The 14,795-nt window shown below is 68.0% G+C and carries 18 protein-coding genes; 4 read left to right on the plus strand and 14 right to left on the minus strand.

The features are described from left to right. Window positions 1–259: 259 nt before the first annotated feature. Window positions 260–1,726, minus strand: a complete 1,467-nt coding sequence (locus FEF34_RS27245; protein ID WP_138055506.1) for an ATP-binding protein — start codon at window positions 1,724–1,726, stop codon at window positions 260–262. A 3-nt stretch (window positions 1,727–1,729) separates the two neighbouring features. Next, window positions 1,730–2,575 (minus strand): bifunctional DNA primase/polymerase, encoded by an 846-nt coding sequence (locus FEF34_RS27250; protein ID WP_138057746.1) that lies wholly within the window; start codon window positions 2,573–2,575, stop codon window positions 1,730–1,732. Between the two features lie 301 nt (window positions 2,576–2,876). Between FEF34_RS27250 and FEF34_RS27255 the strand changes: the two genes are divergently transcribed. Further along, window positions 2,877–3,857, plus strand: coding sequence for an HNH endonuclease (locus tag FEF34_RS27255; RefSeq protein WP_138055507.1), 981 nt, complete (start codon window positions 2,877–2,879; stop codon window positions 3,855–3,857). A 25-nt stretch (window positions 3,858–3,882) separates the two neighbouring features. Here the strand turns inward: FEF34_RS27255 and FEF34_RS27260 are convergent, their stop codons facing one another. From FEF34_RS27260 to FEF34_RS27305, 9 genes are all read right to left on the minus strand, one after another. Beyond that, window positions 3,883–4,071: a hypothetical protein gene (locus FEF34_RS27260; RefSeq protein ID WP_017945971.1), complete on the minus strand. Its 189-nt coding sequence runs from the start codon at window positions 4,069–4,071 to the stop codon at window positions 3,883–3,885. A gap of 403 nt (window positions 4,072–4,474) precedes the next feature. Then, window positions 4,475–6,556, minus strand: a complete 2,082-nt coding sequence (locus tag FEF34_RS27270; protein WP_138055509.1) for a cell division protein FtsK — start codon at window positions 6,554–6,556, stop codon at window positions 4,475–4,477. 87 nt (window positions 6,557–6,643) lie between these two features. Next, window positions 6,644–6,850, minus strand: coding sequence for a DUF6257 family protein (locus tag FEF34_RS27275; RefSeq protein WP_138055510.1), 207 nt, complete (start codon window positions 6,848–6,850; stop codon window positions 6,644–6,646). Between the two features lie 75 nt (window positions 6,851–6,925). Then, window positions 6,926–7,297 carry a DUF6251 family protein gene (locus FEF34_RS27280; RefSeq protein WP_138055511.1) on the minus strand — a complete coding sequence of 124 codons (372 nt, stop codon included), beginning with the start codon at window positions 7,295–7,297 and terminating at the stop codon, window positions 6,926–6,928. After that, window positions 7,281–7,673 carry an RRQRL motif-containing zinc-binding protein gene (locus FEF34_RS27285; protein WP_138055512.1) on the minus strand — a complete coding sequence of 131 codons (393 nt, stop codon included), beginning with the start codon at window positions 7,671–7,673 and terminating at the stop codon, window positions 7,281–7,283. Before FEF34_RS27285 ends, FEF34_RS27280 begins: the two co-directional genes overlap by 17 nt. Continuing rightward, window positions 7,670–8,530, minus strand: a complete 861-nt coding sequence (locus tag FEF34_RS27290; protein ID WP_138055513.1) for a DUF2637 domain-containing protein — start codon at window positions 8,528–8,530, stop codon at window positions 7,670–7,672. The genes FEF34_RS27285 and FEF34_RS27290 overlap by 4 nt, the downstream gene beginning before the upstream one ends. After that, on the minus strand, window positions 8,527–8,787 hold the full coding sequence (locus FEF34_RS27295; RefSeq protein WP_234042578.1) for a DUF6303 family protein: 261 nt from the start codon (window positions 8,785–8,787) through the stop codon (window positions 8,527–8,529). Before FEF34_RS27295 ends, FEF34_RS27290 begins: the two co-directional genes overlap by 4 nt. A gap of 14 nt (window positions 8,788–8,801) precedes the next feature. Further along, complete coding sequence (locus FEF34_RS27300) at window positions 8,802–9,071, minus strand: DUF6284 family protein (RefSeq protein ID WP_138055515.1); 270 nt, start codon at window positions 9,069–9,071, stop codon at window positions 8,802–8,804. Window positions 9,072–9,180: 109 nt separating this feature from the next. Continuing rightward, window positions 9,181–9,360: a hypothetical protein gene (locus FEF34_RS27305; protein WP_138055516.1), complete on the minus strand. Its 180-nt coding sequence runs from the start codon at window positions 9,358–9,360 to the stop codon at window positions 9,181–9,183. Between the two features lie 695 nt (window positions 9,361–10,055). Between FEF34_RS27305 and FEF34_RS27310 the strand changes: the two genes are divergently transcribed. Next, window positions 10,056–10,772 (plus strand): MerR family transcriptional regulator, encoded by a 717-nt coding sequence (locus FEF34_RS27310; RefSeq protein ID WP_108908743.1) that lies wholly within the window; start codon window positions 10,056–10,058, stop codon window positions 10,770–10,772. 2 nt (window positions 10,773–10,774) lie between these two features. After that, complete coding sequence (locus FEF34_RS27315; protein WP_138055517.1) at window positions 10,775–11,248, plus strand: NUDIX domain-containing protein; 474 nt, start codon at window positions 10,775–10,777, stop codon at window positions 11,246–11,248. On the opposite strand, the gene FEF34_RS27320 is transcribed toward FEF34_RS27315, so the two are convergent. Further along, a complete protein-coding gene (locus FEF34_RS27320; protein ID WP_138055518.1) occupies window positions 11,236–11,808 on the minus strand; it encodes an HD domain-containing protein in 573 nt (190 codons plus the stop codon). The two genes, FEF34_RS27315 and FEF34_RS27320, sit on opposite strands and share 13 nt — an antisense overlap. 1 nt (window position 11,809) lies before the next feature. Beyond that, the gene (locus tag FEF34_RS27325) at window positions 11,810–12,271 is read right to left on the minus strand and encodes a GntR family transcriptional regulator (protein ID WP_138057747.1); all 462 of its coding nucleotides are present in this window, start codon (window positions 12,269–12,271) and stop codon (window positions 11,810–11,812) included. A gap of 476 nt (window positions 12,272–12,747) precedes the next feature. Here FEF34_RS27325 and FEF34_RS27330 point away from each other — a divergent pair, with 476 nt between their 5' ends. Then, a complete protein-coding gene (locus FEF34_RS27330; protein WP_171053108.1) occupies window positions 12,748–13,920 on the plus strand; it encodes an ImmA/IrrE family metallo-endopeptidase in 1,173 nt (390 codons plus the stop codon). A 5-nt stretch (window positions 13,921–13,925) separates the two neighbouring features. Here the strand turns inward: FEF34_RS27330 and FEF34_RS27335 are convergent, their stop codons facing one another. Further along, window positions 13,926–14,606 carry a hypothetical protein gene (locus FEF34_RS27335; protein ID WP_138055520.1) on the minus strand — a complete coding sequence of 227 codons (681 nt, stop codon included), beginning with the start codon at window positions 14,604–14,606 and terminating at the stop codon, window positions 13,926–13,928. Between the last annotated feature and the right edge of the window lie 189 nt (window positions 14,607–14,795).

Raw genomic sequence — 14,795 nt, forward strand, 5'->3', positions numbered from 1 at the left:
GCCATCTGCGTCACTGCTGCTGTGGCTGGTCACAAGCCGTTTGCGGCTCACTGGTGACGCAGGTGACGCAGGGTCTCTCCTCTTAGGACAAGAGAATGGGGCGTCTGCTGTTGTGCGGGTGCGGCTCAGAGATGAAAGGCGGAGCCGCTGCGCGGCGCGACCTTCGGGCGGCGGCGAGCCGCCGAACCGCAAGAGGAGCACGTCTCCGCGGGCGCCCGGTGCTCTTCTTGCTTGTCCGCTCCGCGCACGGTGCGGCAGGTCAGTGCAGCGCGTCCTGCTGGTGTGCGGCCGGGCGGGTCATTTCGATGTAGCGGGCGGCGCCGGTGCGGCCCCAGTCGACGACCACGCCCCGGGCGGCGAGGGTGGGCTGAAGGCGCTTGAGCCGGTCGGAGAGGACTTTGCCCGTGGTCGGCCATCCTTTCGGCAGCGGACGGCACTCCTCGCCGCTGTAGAGGCCGGTGAGCGCGTACAGCCACTCCGAGGACGTCATCCGCGACTCCTCGCCCGGTGTCATGCCGGCCGCGTGCTTGAGCACGGTCTGGGCGAGGAGGTCGCCCTCGATGACGTCGTCGTTGAGGTCGTCCAGGCTGGCCCGGTAGGCGGCCAGCGAGCCGAAGCCGGTCGCGGTGTCGAGCTGCGCGCACAGGTGCGCGAAGTCGGCCATCCGCAGGTCGGTCGGGATGTCCGCCTCGGCGGCCCGCACCTTCACCGCAAGGTCCAGCAGCGAGCCGAGGATGACGGGCAGAACCTGCTCGTATTCCGCCCACAGCTCCGCCTCGGTCCGCCGTACCCGCGGCCGCTCCAGCCTCAGGGGCAGCAGCCGTTCGGCGAGGTCGGGCCGGATCACGCCCACGTCGATACCCGTCAGCAACAGCGGGCGCCGGTAGCGGGCCCGGACGACGTCCCCATCGGTGAACAAGGCACGCTTGACGCTCTCGGCGCCGGTCACGATGCAGCACATCGCATCCGACAGGTCTGGCGTCATGTGGGAGAGGTTGTCCAGGGCGGTGACCCACCCGGCCGCCACGGCCGCGATCAGGTTCTCCTCGTCCTTCGGCGCCCGCCGAAGGTCGCTGCTCATCCCCTCGACGATCCGCATGAGCATCCGCCCGGCCGTCGACTTCCCCGCGCCCTGTGGGCCGGTGAGGAACGGGGCCGGGACGGGGACGGACGGTCCGAGACTGCCGATGAGCCAGGCGAGGGCCAGGCATTCGGTCTCCGCCGTGGCGAAGTTGGTCAACCGCAACAGGAGGTCGATGCCCTTCCCGTCGGTGTCCTTCACCGGCAGCGGCAGTTCCCCGGTGAGCTGGGTGCGCCGCCAGCACACCTCACGCGGATCCGGGACAGCGATCGCCCACCCGGTGGGGTGGATGCGCACCGACTGCCCGTCTGCGCGGCCGAGGTCGAGCCACGTGGCGCCGTCGAACCCGGGCGCGACCCGGATGTGCACGGGCTGGGTCTCCTCGGTCAGCGCCAACGCCTCAATGAGGTCCAGGGCTTCTTTGAGGGCGGTGCCGTTGAACACTCCGATGCCGTCGCGGAACAGGTCGACCATGAGTTCCTGGCGGTGGCTGCCCGTCGTGCCCTGGGACCGGATCGGCCGCGCGACGGGGTGGCCGTTCCGCTGCGCGTAGACGGTGCCGTCGGCGGTGCGGAAGTACCGGAAGTTTGCCTGCGCATAGTTGGTGATGATCTCGCGCGCGGGGCTCTTGTCGTCGTCGGACATGGCTCACACCCCCAATGCGGAGCGGGCGTTGGCCCACGCGTCAGTGCAGTGCCGCAAGCTCTCGCCCTTGGCCTGCGCGGCCGTGAACAGCCGCCCGACGTGGGATTCGGTCAGGCAGCCGCACCGGCCGTGCACGGACAGCACCGCGAGGAACGTCCGGTACACGGTGGCGTGCACCTGGGCCCGGGCCTCGGTGATGCGCTGCTCCGCCATGGCGATACCGCGCTCCAGGAAGACGGGCGTGCGGTGCCGGCATTCCCCACCACCGACCGGCACGGGCACGGTGCCGACGTCCGCCGGCTGAACCGCGCGGGCACTCCGAGCGGCCAGGGCGCGGACGGATTCCGGCAGATCGGCCATCGCTCCGGTGCCGGGCCCTAGATAGCGGGCGTAGGACATGGACGACTTGATGTCGACCCCGGGCTGCACCGCGTTGCGTGACGCGATGGCGCCTCGGTAGATCCAGTGCTGACCGCGCGTCGTCGGCACGGTCCGCGTTGCGGGCAGTGCGGTACGGGCCCATGCGATGGCGTCCGCGTGGTCCAGGTCGACCACGGTCAGCCCGGCGCCGCCGGGGTGGTAGCCGACGCACACCGCCCCCCGCCACGCAGCCACCCACAGGGGCGAGACGATGACGGCCGGGTCGGTGGTGGCGGCGGCCCATGCGTGGCAGACGCCGGGACAGCGGCAGGGGCCCGGCGTCTTCATGCTCGGCCGGCCGCCGCACGCGTTGCCCGCGCAGGAGCTGCAGTTGCCGAACGGCACCTTCCCCCGGCGCAGAGGCAACACGGGCACGCCCGAGGCCGCGAGGCTCAGCGCGGTGTGGAGGGGGTACAGCGTCTCGCTCATGCCGCCACCCCCAGCGTGGCCGTGGCGCAGCGAGTGGACCGGGGAGCGATGGGCGCGGTGGTCGCGGTTGTGAGGCATGCTGGATGTCTCCAGTTCTCTCGGTGATTGCTGGTGATGAGGGCGGCCCCGACTTCATTGGCGTGAGATGGGGGCTGCCCTCCCTTGTCGTGACACACCACGCGGGGACCCGGCGCCGTGATCGCGGGGCCGGTTGTCGGTGGGCGTCGGTAGGTTGATCAGCGGACGCCTCTCGTCGCGGTGGCGGGAGGAACGGTGAGGCGGAGAGGGCACGGGGAGTCGGATGACGGCGTGGTTGATGTATCTCGGGGACGACCCGAAGCGGGTCGGCGGCGGCTACGACGACAGCAGCTCGACCCACTACAGCTGGGACAGCCGGGTCCCGAACTCGGCCCACGTCCAGGTCGGTGACGTGATCGCGCTCTGGAACGGCGACACTCTGCTGGGTACGTCCGTCATCGAGCACATCAAGACCGGCACCGGGACGAAGGACCTCAGCTCGTGCCCTGAGTGCGGGAAGGCGGACATCGCCGAACGCAAGACGATGACGCCCAAGTACCGCTGCTGGACGAGTGCGTGCAAGGCCGAGTTCGACAAGCCTGCGGTCGAGACCGTGCCCGTGACCACCTACCAGGCCCGCTACGAGTCGGGCTGGATCGATCTGCACGGACACGTGTCCGGAACCGAACTCCGCGCCCTGTGCGAGGAGAAGAAGTCACAGAACGCGCTGCGCCGGCTGAGGTGGGACGACTTCCGCGCCCGTGTCGAGACCGGGAAGAACGCCACCCCGCTCGACGTCGTCGACACCACCCGCGAGGTCATCGCCGGCGGCCACACCAAGCGCACCGTCAGGGCACGCAAGGGACAGCCCGCCTTCCGCGCGGCCCTGCTGGAATCCTTCGGCCAGATGTGCGCGTTCACCGGCCCCATGCCGGCCTACGTCCTCGATGCAGCCCACCTCTACAGCTACGCCGCCAACGGCAAGCACCACACCTCCGGCGGGCTCCTGCTGCGCAAGGACGTCCACCGGCTGTTCGACCTGGGCCAGATCGCCATCGAACCGACCACGCTCACCTTGGACGTCGCGCCGAAGACCCTCGCCTGGGACGAATACGCCAAGCTCCAGGGCAAGCCGCTGACTGTGCCCATCACCGCGACGCACAAGAAGTGGATCGCCGCCCACTGGGAACAGCACCGCGAGCCGATTACGGCCGTCATCCCTCCTCAGGCCGGGGCCGGCCAGAAGCTCGCCGCGGCACCCTAGCCACGTCCCACCCGCCGGTGGATCTCTACAGGGCGGGGATGGCACTGATGACGGCGGTGATGAGGTTGTTGATGGGTTCGGCGGCCCCGGTGGAGGCGAGGAAGAAGCCGAACCCGGCGGCGGTGAACGCGCTGCCTGCCCCGAGGCTGTGGGAGCGGAGCAGGAAGAACAGCACGAGCCCGAAGAGCAGGACGAGCGAGACGGTTACGGCCATGCCGTGAACCTCCGTTCCGTGGTGGCGGGTCGAGTGCCGGCGCGGTGGATGGTGCGTCCGGTATTGAGCAGGCGGCGGCCGACGCGGAGGCGGTAGCGGGCTCCGCGGCAGCGGCGGCAGACCTTGACGGTCCGCCGGCGGACGGTGCGAATGCCGGTCCCGGAGCACTTGCGGCAGGGCCCGAACGGGCTGAGCGCGCACAACGCTGCGTAACCAGCAAGCGTGAGCAGGACGGCGAGGCTAGCGAGAGCCATAGGGGTGTCACCTCCCCTCTCAGGGCGGATTCGGGGGTTTGCGCTGGTGGGCGCTAGACGCTAGTTCGCTGATCAGCGGCGGTGTGGGTCGCTAGTGAGGCCGCTAGACCTAGCAAGCTGGGGTGCTAGGTCTAGCGGTGCTGCTCGGGTCAGGCGGCGGCCCGGTCGGCGTTACGACGAGTGATTGCGGCGGTGACGTCGGCGCGCTTGATGCCGCGCCGGTTCGCGCCCTCTCCGTCGTCGGTCTGGCCCCACACCTGGCCCGGCTTGATGCCCCAGGGCTTGAGCGCGGCGGTGACGTTCTCGCCCTGCCACCCGCCGTAGGTGTCCGGCTGCGTAGCGGCGAGCCGGGTGGCGATGCGCTCGCACCACACGGCCTTCTCCTCGCTCGCGATGACGTTGAGGACGTCGGCGAGGATGTCGGAACCGGTGCCGGTCTTCTCGGGGCCTTGGCCGATGGCGTGGCCGGTGACGTTCCCGTACTCCTCGCGTGCGACGCGGGCCCGGGCGACGATGCGCTCCGCGGCGACCGCGTCCACGAACGCGGACGCGACGATGCGCGGGTCGTCACCTTCACCGGCCATCCAGCAGATGCCCCGATCCGAGCGGGAGAACATGGTGGCCCGGTACCCGGACTTGTACATCGACGTGCCCAACACCATGTCGTTGGCGGGCTGCCCCATCACCTTCAGGCAGAACCGGAGCACGGCGTTCGCGCTGATGCCGGTCGGCAGGGACTTCGCGTCGGGGCGCTGGGTGCCGAACATGGCCACGATCCCGAGCGCGGGACCGCGCTTGACCAGGTCCGTGCAGATGGCCTCGATCTCCTTGCCGTGCTCCTCGTGCTCGAACGCGACTTGGCACTCGTCGAACCCGACCACGATCGGGTGCAGACCAAGGCCCTTGTCACCCGCCAGCTCCGGCGTCACCTTCGACTCCGGGCACCGGGAGCGGGGCAGCGACTTGATGACCTTCGCCCGCCGCCGCAGCTCCTCCTTCAACTCCCGCAGCGCCTCGAGGACGTATGCGATGTCGTCGTCCTCCTCGCCGGCGCGGTAGCGATGGCAGACGGGTTCGAGGGCGCCGAAGTCGCCGGTGCCCTTGAAGTCGAACGCGTGCACCTCGGAGCGCGGGTCGAGTGCGGCGATCAGCAGGAGCAGCCGCATGAGGAACGTCTTGCCCATGCGCGGGATGGACCCGACGACCACGGAGGCGAACATGAGCGTGACGGCGACGTCGCGCATGCGCTGGTCGTTGCCGAACACCACCGGCCGGAACAGGTCCACCGTCCCAGACTTGGCCAGCGGCCATGCCGGCTTCGACGTCTCGTTCATCGGCTTGTCGCCCACCCACAGCACCAGGCGCCCTTCGTGCTGCTCAGGGTCCGGGGAGGGCCAGACGCAGCCGGTCTTGCGGCGCAGCCCGGAGGCGAGGGGCTTGCGGGCCTCCATGATGTCCTCGGGTGTGACGCCGTAGGGGAGATCGAGGTCGGCGCGGTAGCCGGGCCCGTCCCGCACGATCTCGGAGACGAACCGCAGGCCGTTCATGTCACCGCCCTTCTTGATCGCGGCCGTGACCTTCGCGTTCCCGATCGAATCGAGCCCGCGCAGGACGATGGAGCCGGTGAGCTTCTGCACCTCGGTCTTCAACACCGCCGGCCCCACAACCGGGGCGTCCGGCTGCTGTCCGCCGAGTCCGAGGAGGAGAACGCCGCCCGCGGCGAACGCGTACAGGAACGCTGGCGCCATGACGTAGAGGTAGAGGGCGAATCCAACCCCGAACACCGCGGCAACCAGGGTCACGAGTCCGCGCAGGCGGACGCGGCCGGCGCGGAGCCGGGCGAGGCACATGTACTCGTCGATGTCCTCGGTCTGCACCGCGTACGCCCGCAGGGGTGCGGCCTCGCGGTCCCACACCCACCGGTTCGTCGTGGCGACGAAGCGGCAGGCTCCGCGGGGGGACATGAGGGCGAGTCGTCCGGCATACACGGGCAGCCGCACCCCGTGATACAGCGTCGCGTACCCGGCGTTCGCCGCGCTGTGGCGGGCGGTGGCGGCGAAGTCGCGCCGGTTCGTCAGCCACGTCGCGAGGACCGGCTTGCGCTTCTCGATCCGCACCTTTGGGTCCGGCAGGGCGGGGTTGTCGACCGGCACCGGCACGGCCGGCGCATCGTCGTCTCGGTCTATCGGGGGCACGGGCTGCAGGTGCGGGCCCGCGGATGTGTCGGTCATGCTGGGTGTCTCCTGCTGCTCGAAGGGGTGGTCAGGGGCCCGGGGCGGCCTGGATGCTTGGCGGCTGTCGGCCGCCCCGGGGCACAGCTACTTGCGGCGGTTCTTCTTGGCGTCGCGCTGTTCTTCGCGGGTGCGGGCCTGCTCGATGACACGCTCGACCTTGCGTTCCAAGTCGCGCTGGTGGACGCGGCCGCCGGTGAGGCGGTCGTCGGCGAGGCCGCGCTTGGCCATCCGGGCGACGTACCAGGCGACCTTCGCCTTCTCGCCGGTGGTGAGCTTGGGTTCACGCGCCACGGTCTGTCTCCTGTCCGGGGCCGGGCTGTCCGGCTCCCCACGGCCCCCGCACCGTGCGGGAACCGCAGGCAGCCGTCAGCGCCGGCGGACCCTGCGCATGCTCTTCGCGGCCGCCCTGCCCTCGGTGCCGGCGACCGACTTGACGACGGTGACGACGCCCCACGCGCAGACCGCGGCGAGGAGGGCGAGGAGGGCGAGGTTGGCGGCCAGGGCGGTGAGCACGCCGACCAGCAGCGGGCCGAAGTAGACGCCGGCCGCGACCGCGCCGGCGCCGACCCCGGAGCCGAGCGCGATGCGCTGCACCGTCCGGTCCGGCGGCGCCTGGTGCACGTGCTGGTGAACGACCTGAGGCCCGGAGTAGGCGGCGGGCAGGTGGGCGGGGTCGACGTAGACGTGGGTGCCGTCGGGGAGCTGCACCACACGGGCGAGTTCAGGCAGCGATTCCATCGCTGGTCCCTTCGGGATAGGCGCAGGGCACGCAGGTGCCCAGCGCGGCGGGGAGGACGTATCCGGCGTCGCGCCCGCAGCCGGGACACTGACGCCGTGTGGCGTTGGCCTTGGCCAGCGCTCGCCATCGGCCGGGGGTCATCGGGCGCACGGGCATGGCGCGGTCGACGCGGTAGAGGTAGGCGACCAGCGGCCCCCGGCGCCGGCGCGGCCGCAGGCACTGGGCCGCTACCGGCTGCCCTCCGGGGCGAAGTCCCGCGGCCCGGAGTTGTCGGCGGGTGGCGTAGCCCTCCGGCGCGCACCGCCACGGGTAGGTGGGGATGCCGAACCGCTCGCCCGTGGGGTCGAAGCAGTCGGCACGCGTCAGCCGCATCAGGCGCCCTCAGACACCGGCAGCGGCTCGGCGGGCGTGGTGCGCTCGGCGCGTAGCGTCTCGCGCAACCCCCGGGCCTTCGCCGGCGACGTGCGTACGGCCTTGCGGATGCCCTCGGCCGTGAGCTCCTCGACCGCCCAACCGGCGGTCGCCTCGCGGGCCTCGATCAGCAGCTCCTCGGCCGTGCGGACCGGTCGTGCCGATCGGGCCGACTGCGGGAGTCGACCGGTCGTCCGACGAACCCGCGGCTGCTCGGCCGCCACCGCACCGACCGGCACCGGCTCTCTCTCCTCGACCACCGCCGGAACCGGCTCGACCGGTCGGGCAGGCCGTTCCTCGACCCGTGCGGCGAGCAGCTCAGCCTGTTCGCCCAGGTCAGCCGTCGACCGATCTATGCTGATTTCTGCCGATTCGGCAGGTTTCGGGGTGGGGTCCGGTCGGTGGTGCAGGACCTTGGCGACGAGGTCGGAGCCGAAGTAGATCGAGCCGACCGGCAGCGATGTGGCGAGCAGGACAAGGGCCCAGTTCGCCGGGTCCCAGTCGGCCAGTCGACTCCAGTCGACCGATCGACCGTGCAACTCCGGCACCAGCCCGTGGACGTAGTTCAGGACCAGCGAGGCGAGCGTGTAGGTGGCCAGCACCCGCAACGCGAACCGTCGCGCGTCCCCAGTCAGCACCAGGGTGGCGACCAGCGCGAGAGCCATGAGGCCATCGACGACGAACGGGTACAGCGTTGCCGCGGTAGCGTCCGCGCCCGTCGCCGTGGCGACGTCCCGTAGCGCGTTCCACGACACTCGGAACGCCATCGCGACGACGGCGACCAGGGCGAGCACGAGCAACCCTTTGCCGAAGCGGTTCATGACGCACCGCCCGTCAGCTCCCGCACGTCGATGGCAGCGATCAGCACCACGGGCGAGGTGTCATCGCCGTGTGTGGCGGTGTCCTCGATCCACGACCACTCGGAGCCGGGGACCGGCTCGTAGCCAAGGGTCGCGAGGACGGTCCGACGCTCGGCGATCGTGGGCACGGGGGCCGGCCGCTCCCAACGGAAGTCCGGCCACTCGGTGGCGCCCATCAGCGCGACATACAGGCGCCACGGCCCGCCGCTACTGGACATCTGGGCGGTCGGCATCATGCCACCGCCGGTCCGCCGGGCACGCCGGCCGTACGGTTGGCCAGATCACGCCGCGCCGCCAGCACCCGGCTACGGGCACGGCGGACGCGCCGCTCGTCCAGCTCACTGGCCGGCCGATCGAGCAGACCGATCTGCGCATCCAAAAGCTCGACCTCCGCCGCGATCAACGGCATCTCTCGCTCGATCGCGTCCAGCTCCGCGCCGGTCGGCTCACGGTCGTCAGAGACGGCGGTAACGGCCACCTGACGTGCAACGATGTACTTCATGGGTCGTGTCTCCCTAGCAGTAGGTACGGCCCCAAAAAGCGGTCCCCGGAGTTGCCTCTCCGGGGACCGCGCGCCGTTCATCGGGTGTAGGTGGGGCAGGCAGGTATGCCTACTTCTGAGTGACCGTGATGCTTCCGGTCGGCTCGTATCCCCTGCTGCGCAAACTGCGCTCGACCGCCTCCTTGGCGGCCTGCGGCGAGGATGCGCTCAACGTGCCGCTTGCGCTCGTGATCTCCCCAGGGGTCAGGGTGTCGGCGAGTTCTTCGGCGGTGAAGCTGTACTTCGGCACGAGGTTCTCCCCTCGGTTTTGGGTCCGGCCAGTTCCGGCTCCCCTCAGCGCTGCTCGTGCGAGACGAGCAGCGGAGGCAACCGGCCGCGGCATGCGCCGCGCAGGTGACCTGACTCCGCGAGTCACCGGCTATCCCGGTGCGCTTGCACGGCGGATCAGGGAGACGCGAAGGGCATCACCACTTGTGCCGGTCCAGCACGAGCAGCGCCCAGGTACTTAACTGCCGCATCAGAACTCCTCTTCTCGCAGGTCATTCGGGTGGCGCACTGCAAGGGGGACCTCGTCCCCACTCTCCGGCCGTTGCTCGCGGTCGCCGGGCCACCTCGCCAGTCGGGCCGAAGCCCATTGCGTCCTACCTGGCCTTTAGCGGGATTGCAGCGTCCCCGCCCTTTGCTGATGAGCAGCCCAAAGAAGGCCCCTCAGGTGTGCTGGGAACCGCTGTCGAGCTCGAAGCGCGATGCAGTACCTCTATTACAGGTACTTCATCGAGTCTCGTCAAGCTTGACGGCGGACTCTCCGCTCCTCGCGCCGGAACTTCTTGGCGCACCATCAGAATCGGTGCAGGTGAGGGGCGTTGTTCACCCCGCGCATGGACACCTGGGGGTCATCTCGCTACCGTCAGGACGTCCCTAGATGTCCCACCGGGGGTTGAGGTGTCCAACGAGCGCTTACGGTCCGCCCTCTTGGCCCAGGGCATGACCGTGCAGGATCTGGCCGAAGCGATCGAGGTCAACCCGAAGACGGTTGAGCGGTGGATCACGCAGGGGAAAGTCCCGTACAGGAGACATCAGTACGCGACCGCATCAGTGCTCAAAGTCGAGGTGACGACCCTGTGGGAGGACTCCCGCATGGTGGATAGCGCGACCGACTTGAGCAAAGCGGAGATCGTGACGGTCTACCCGCATCGGCACATGGTGCCCACCGGCCTGTGGCGGGAGATCTACGGCCGGGCGACGTCGCATATCGACGTGCTCGTCTACTCCGGACTGTGGCTCTCGGAGGATCCGCTCTTTCACGACCTGCTCAAGACCAAGACGCAGGGGAACGCTCAGGTGCGCATCCTGCTCGGGGACCCCGACTGCGCGGCGGTGAAGCAGCGTGGCATAGACGAGGGCCACCAGATCATGGACGGCAAGATCCGCAACGCGCTGATGAACTACCGCCCGCTGTTCCAGAGCCACCCGGACATCGGCTTCCGTCTCCACGACGCGACGCTCTACAACTCGCTGTTCCGTGCCGATGACGAGATGCTCGTGAACACCCACGTCTACGGCATCGGCGCGTATATGGCACCCGTCCTGCACCTACGGCGCCTACCAGGCGGCGGCCTCTTCGACACGTACGCGAATAGCATCGAGCAGACCTGGGGAGGCGCGCGCCAGGTGACGGAACACGACCTCACGGGAGCCTGAGCATGGGACGCATCGACTACCTTCACGACCCCGAAGCCCCGCCGGCCAACTCGGTGGTTCCGTCCGTCGTGGCGTTCTTGCAGAACGACGCAGGCGAGGTGCTGGTCATCCAACGGTCCGACAACGGCCGCTGGGCGCTCCCCGGTGGCGGCCACGACGTCGGAGAATCCATCAGCGACACGGTCGTGCGAGAGGTCTGGGAAGAGACCGGAATCAAGGCCGAAGTCGTCGACATGTCGGGGATCTACACCGACCCGGGTCACGTGATGCTGTACGACGACGGCGAGGCGCGCCAGCAGTTCAGCATCTGCTTCCGCGCCCGACCCATCGGCGGGGACGTGCGTACGAGCAACGAGACGACACAGGTCCGCTGGGTGGCCCCGGCAGACCTGGCAGAACTCGACATCCACCCCACGATGCGGCTCCGTATCGAGCACGCCATGGACCGGACCCGTACGGCTCCCTACATCGGCTGACGCTTCAGCGTGGCGACCCGTTCGAGCACACGGGCAGTGCAGGCCAGGATCTCCGGCTCAGCGCGCCGGATGAACGTGCCGATCAGGCTGTCCGACCCGTACCGCCCCGCGATCTCGTTCACGCGGTCGACGGGATTCGTCGGGGTCCCATCCGGCGTCGTATTCATATCGCAGAAGCAGAGCGCGTCGGAGAGCTCCGCATCCTCCCGTGGGAACTCGGATTCCAGTTCCTCGCGCAGGCCCCGGGCCTCAGCCTCCATCCAGGCACAGGAGTGATGAGCCACGAGACGGGTCACGCGAGCATCAGCGTTGGCGACGTCCCGCAGGTGCCGGGCTCCGTCGAGCGGATGGAATCCGGTCTTGGCAAGGTCGGGGGAGTAGCCGATGTCATGGAGCACCGCCGCGGCCTCCAGCAGCTCGGCATCGTCGCCCAAGATCGGCGCGATGACCCGAGCACGCTCGGCGACCCCGAGCGAGTGCGCCCACCGCCGCGGTAGCGGCTCGGCGAGCAACGACTCCGCGAGCGGATAGGCCCAGTCGGTCAGTCCCGCGCTGCTCACGCTACGAACGCTCCTCTCGGCCCGGCAGGGCCAGTACAGTTCGCTGCTTTCCCTGCTGGCTCGCCGACAGCAGGCCGGCTGCTTCGAGCTTGTCGAGCGCTTTGGCCACCGTTGGGCGTGAGACACTGAACCGTGTAGCCAGGGTGCTTGTGCTGGGGAACCTGTCTCCCACGTTCAGGTTGTCCGAACGAATCACCTCAGCGACCAGCTCGGCCAGCGGACGGCGGTCCCGGTCCTGCCCCGGACGAACGACGCGCCACCGCCCTCCCGGCACTCGCTCGGCACGCCCCTCCCTCTCAAGCACGCCAAAGACGCGCAGCGCGACGCCGCGTGAGACGCCATGCTCGCGCATGAGCTCCACAGCTGACGGCAGCTCGGCCATCTCTGGCTTGGCGTCGATCTCCGCCTTCACTACATCGGCGATCTTGAGGAAGGTTCCGCGAGGGCTGGCCTCCTGCGACACGCGCTCTCCCTTCTCGTGCTCGTCGTCACGCACAAGCGTGCCATGGCATCCTCCCGTGCCTGGTCAGGCGTGCCTGGTTCGAGAGCTATGGCGGCGCAACTTTCCCTGCCGCCTCAAGGCCCGCGCACGGCGCGGGCACGCGCGCGGAGGCGGCGCGCTGCGTGCATGCAGGCGGGGAGGGAAAGCACGCTGTCGCTGGGGCGGTCGGCGCACGCCATCCTTGGTTAACGTACAGCGGCGCTTACGCCCCTTTGCCAGACAGCACAGGTCAGGATGGATGCCCCCTACCGCTGCCAACATGCAGTTCCCTACAGTCACACAGCACGTCCACGACAGAGCCACTGTCAGTGGTGGGCACTAGTCTTAGCTGTATCAAGTCCGCGGACCAGTGCAGCTGCCTGTGCGAGTACAAGGACTCTGCCACACTGGGTAGTAGATGTGGACGGCCGAGACTGAAGGACACGGCGGAAGGGGTGATGATGGCAGCAACCAGCACGCGCGAAGAGCGTTTCAAGCACACCCTTAATACGCTAGTCACGCGTGAAGGCGTTACACCGGAAACCCTGCTTGACCTGCTGGGGTCCAAGGAATCATATACTGCGTTGACTTCTGGTTCCCGCCTTCCTTCCGCATACGAAGCAACTTTGTTGAGCGCCTTTTTCAGAGTGGCTCCCGGCTTGCTACTCCAAGGCGACGAACCATCAATGGGAGTAAGCCTACGGCTTGGAACCGTTGAGGGAATTCACGACGTTAGCGATGTCGTTTCTCACGCTACTCAATTGCTGGCTACGGATCGTCTGACACGCGACTGGGGTTGCGCTCAGCCCATCATAGACGTGGCAAGCTTCGCCCCATCGAAGGTTTGGCATGACCGTTACGCCGGCGAGAGAACTGCCGCGCGCCTGAGGGCCTACCTAGACTTCAGCGAGACTGAGCCAGTAGAGGACCTAACGGGTCTAGTTGAGAGCCTCGGCGTCCCGGTCGAGTACAGGAAACTACCAGACCAGGTCCATGGGATCTCAATCCCCGAAAAATGGGGAGACCAAGTTTCCTGGGTCGTAGTAATCAACTCAAATGACGTTTGGTCGAGACAACGTTTCACGTTGGCTCACGAACTTTGTCACGTCCTGCAGAATGATCCCGGCCAAGTGATCGTCGATCGCGCAAAAATGCAAGACCTGCGCCCCGAAAGGATTGCAAACTCCTTTGCGCGGCACTTCCTGCTGCCAGAAGAAGCGCTTTTGGGGAAACTGGAGCAGTGCGGAGCAATTTCGACCAAGGCCCAAGCGGCTGCACTAATTGCGGACATTGTTCTGACTTACGGGGTGAGCCGCGACGCCGCGATGATTGCGCTTAGTGAAGCCGCAGAAGACGTCTTCGAAACATCGCTCATGAGGTTTTGTCAGACAGCTAAAGTCGGCGACCTGATGCGCCTTTCGGGAAATTCCACCGTGTGGGATGAGTTGAATTCAACCCGAGGGCAGAACTTCCCCTCGGAGCGGCTATCCCAACAGGTCCTCGATGCTTACGCTGAGCAACTCGTAAGTCTGCAAGCTGTTGCAGACGTCATCGCTGATGGTTCTGTCGAGGACGCTCGCTTGCAGCTGAGCGAGGCCGGGTGGGATATGAAACAGCGAGTGATCGGTTAACCTGGTCAACCGCAGAGTCGGCATGTATCGCCGTGCTTCAAGCAGCGGAAAGCACTTGCGGCAGTCGGCTGACGATACGCAGGGACGGTAGCGAACGTCCGTGTCACCTCGTTGAAGCTGTTGAACAGATCTGCAGCGTCCACCGGATCAGCTTCGCACCCGAGCTCGGCCAGGAGCTGCCCGAGATCCTTGCAGGGGATGCCGTAGCTCTCCGCGACTGTGATCGCGCCACCGTCATTCGTAAGGAGCACGGTCTTGCCCCCGAGCTCTACGATTCGCGCGGCACAGACAATGCTGTGTGTCTCCCCGGCATGCTTGTGCGCAGAGGCCACAGCATCCGTGGTCCTGCCGGCACGTTCAGCTGCGGCAGCATCGATTCCTCGCAACTTCCTTAGCACCTGGTCGAGTTTGTCGAACGTGTCGAACGTGTCCGACCCAGTCGGAAGGGGGCATTCCGCGATCCGTCCATCATTGAGGTATCGGACGACGGTATCGGCACCGCTGCACAGCAATCGCGTCTGGGGCGTACGCTGCGCTTCGGATGTCCCCGAGAGCCGCCTGATCTCCGCGGCAACTGCCTGAGTTACCACGAGAGATGCCCCGTAGAGATCCAAGATCTTGTCGAGCAGGACTGGCCTGCGCGCGAGCGCGCAGAGCAGCCCGGTGTCTGCCCATGCCCGGTACACATCCACATGGTGCCGCGGCAGAGCAGGGGAAGTTGAGGTGCGGATACGTGCTTGCGTCCTCGGCTGGAGGCTTGGCCGCCGAAGGGCCATCCCCTTCGGAGAGGGGCGCTCCAGATCGTCCAACTCCCCCTCCGGCGACTTCTGATGTGCGCCGACGAGGTGTCAGAGCATCGTTCCTAGGGTAGCCGC

The organism is Streptomyces marianii, from assembly GCF_005795905.1.
In the GTDB taxonomy this organism is placed as follows: domain Bacteria; phylum Actinomycetota; class Actinomycetes; order Streptomycetales; family Streptomycetaceae; genus Streptomyces; species Streptomyces marianii.

What these genes read in the sequence shown, in the direction of transcription:
- FEF34_RS27270 (WP_138055509.1), bottom strand. Translation starts at nt 6,556, where the DNA reads ATGACCGACACATCCGCGGGCCCGCACCTGCAGCCCGTGCCCCCGATA.
- FEF34_RS27290 (WP_138055513.1), bottom strand. Translation starts at nt 8,530, where the DNA reads ATGAACCGCTTCGGCAAAGGGTTGCTCGTGCTCGCCCTGGTCGCCGTC.
- FEF34_RS27255 (WP_138055507.1), top strand. Translation starts at nt 2,877, where the DNA reads ATGACGGCGTGGTTGATGTATCTCGGGGACGACCCGAAGCGGGTCGGC.
- FEF34_RS27250 (WP_138057746.1), bottom strand. Translation starts at nt 2,575, where the DNA reads ATGAGCGAGACGCTGTACCCCCTCCACACCGCGCTGAGCCTCGCGGCC.
- FEF34_RS27260 (WP_017945971.1), bottom strand. Translation starts at nt 4,071, where the DNA reads ATGGCCGTAACCGTCTCGCTCGTCCTGCTCTTCGGGCTCGTGCTGTTC.
- FEF34_RS27245 (WP_138055506.1), bottom strand. Translation starts at nt 1,726, where the DNA reads ATGTCCGACGACGACAAGAGCCCCGCGCGCGAGATCATCACCAACTAT.
- FEF34_RS27330 (WP_171053108.1), top strand. Translation starts at nt 12,748, where the DNA reads ATGATGGCAGCAACCAGCACGCGCGAAGAGCGTTTCAAGCACACCCTT.
- FEF34_RS27310 (WP_108908743.1), top strand. Translation starts at nt 10,056, where the DNA reads ATGACCGTGCAGGATCTGGCCGAAGCGATCGAGGTCAACCCGAAGACG.
- FEF34_RS27295 (WP_234042578.1), bottom strand. Translation starts at nt 8,787, where the DNA reads ATGTCCAGTAGCGGCGGGCCGTGGCGCCTGTATGTCGCGCTGATGGGC.
- FEF34_RS27315 (WP_138055517.1), top strand. Translation starts at nt 10,775, where the DNA reads ATGGGACGCATCGACTACCTTCACGACCCCGAAGCCCCGCCGGCCAAC.
- FEF34_RS27280 (WP_138055511.1), bottom strand. Translation starts at nt 7,297, where the DNA reads ATGGAATCGCTGCCTGAACTCGCCCGTGTGGTGCAGCTCCCCGACGGC.
- FEF34_RS27300 (WP_138055515.1), bottom strand. Translation starts at nt 9,071, where the DNA reads ATGAAGTACATCGTTGCACGTCAGGTGGCCGTTACCGCCGTCTCTGAC.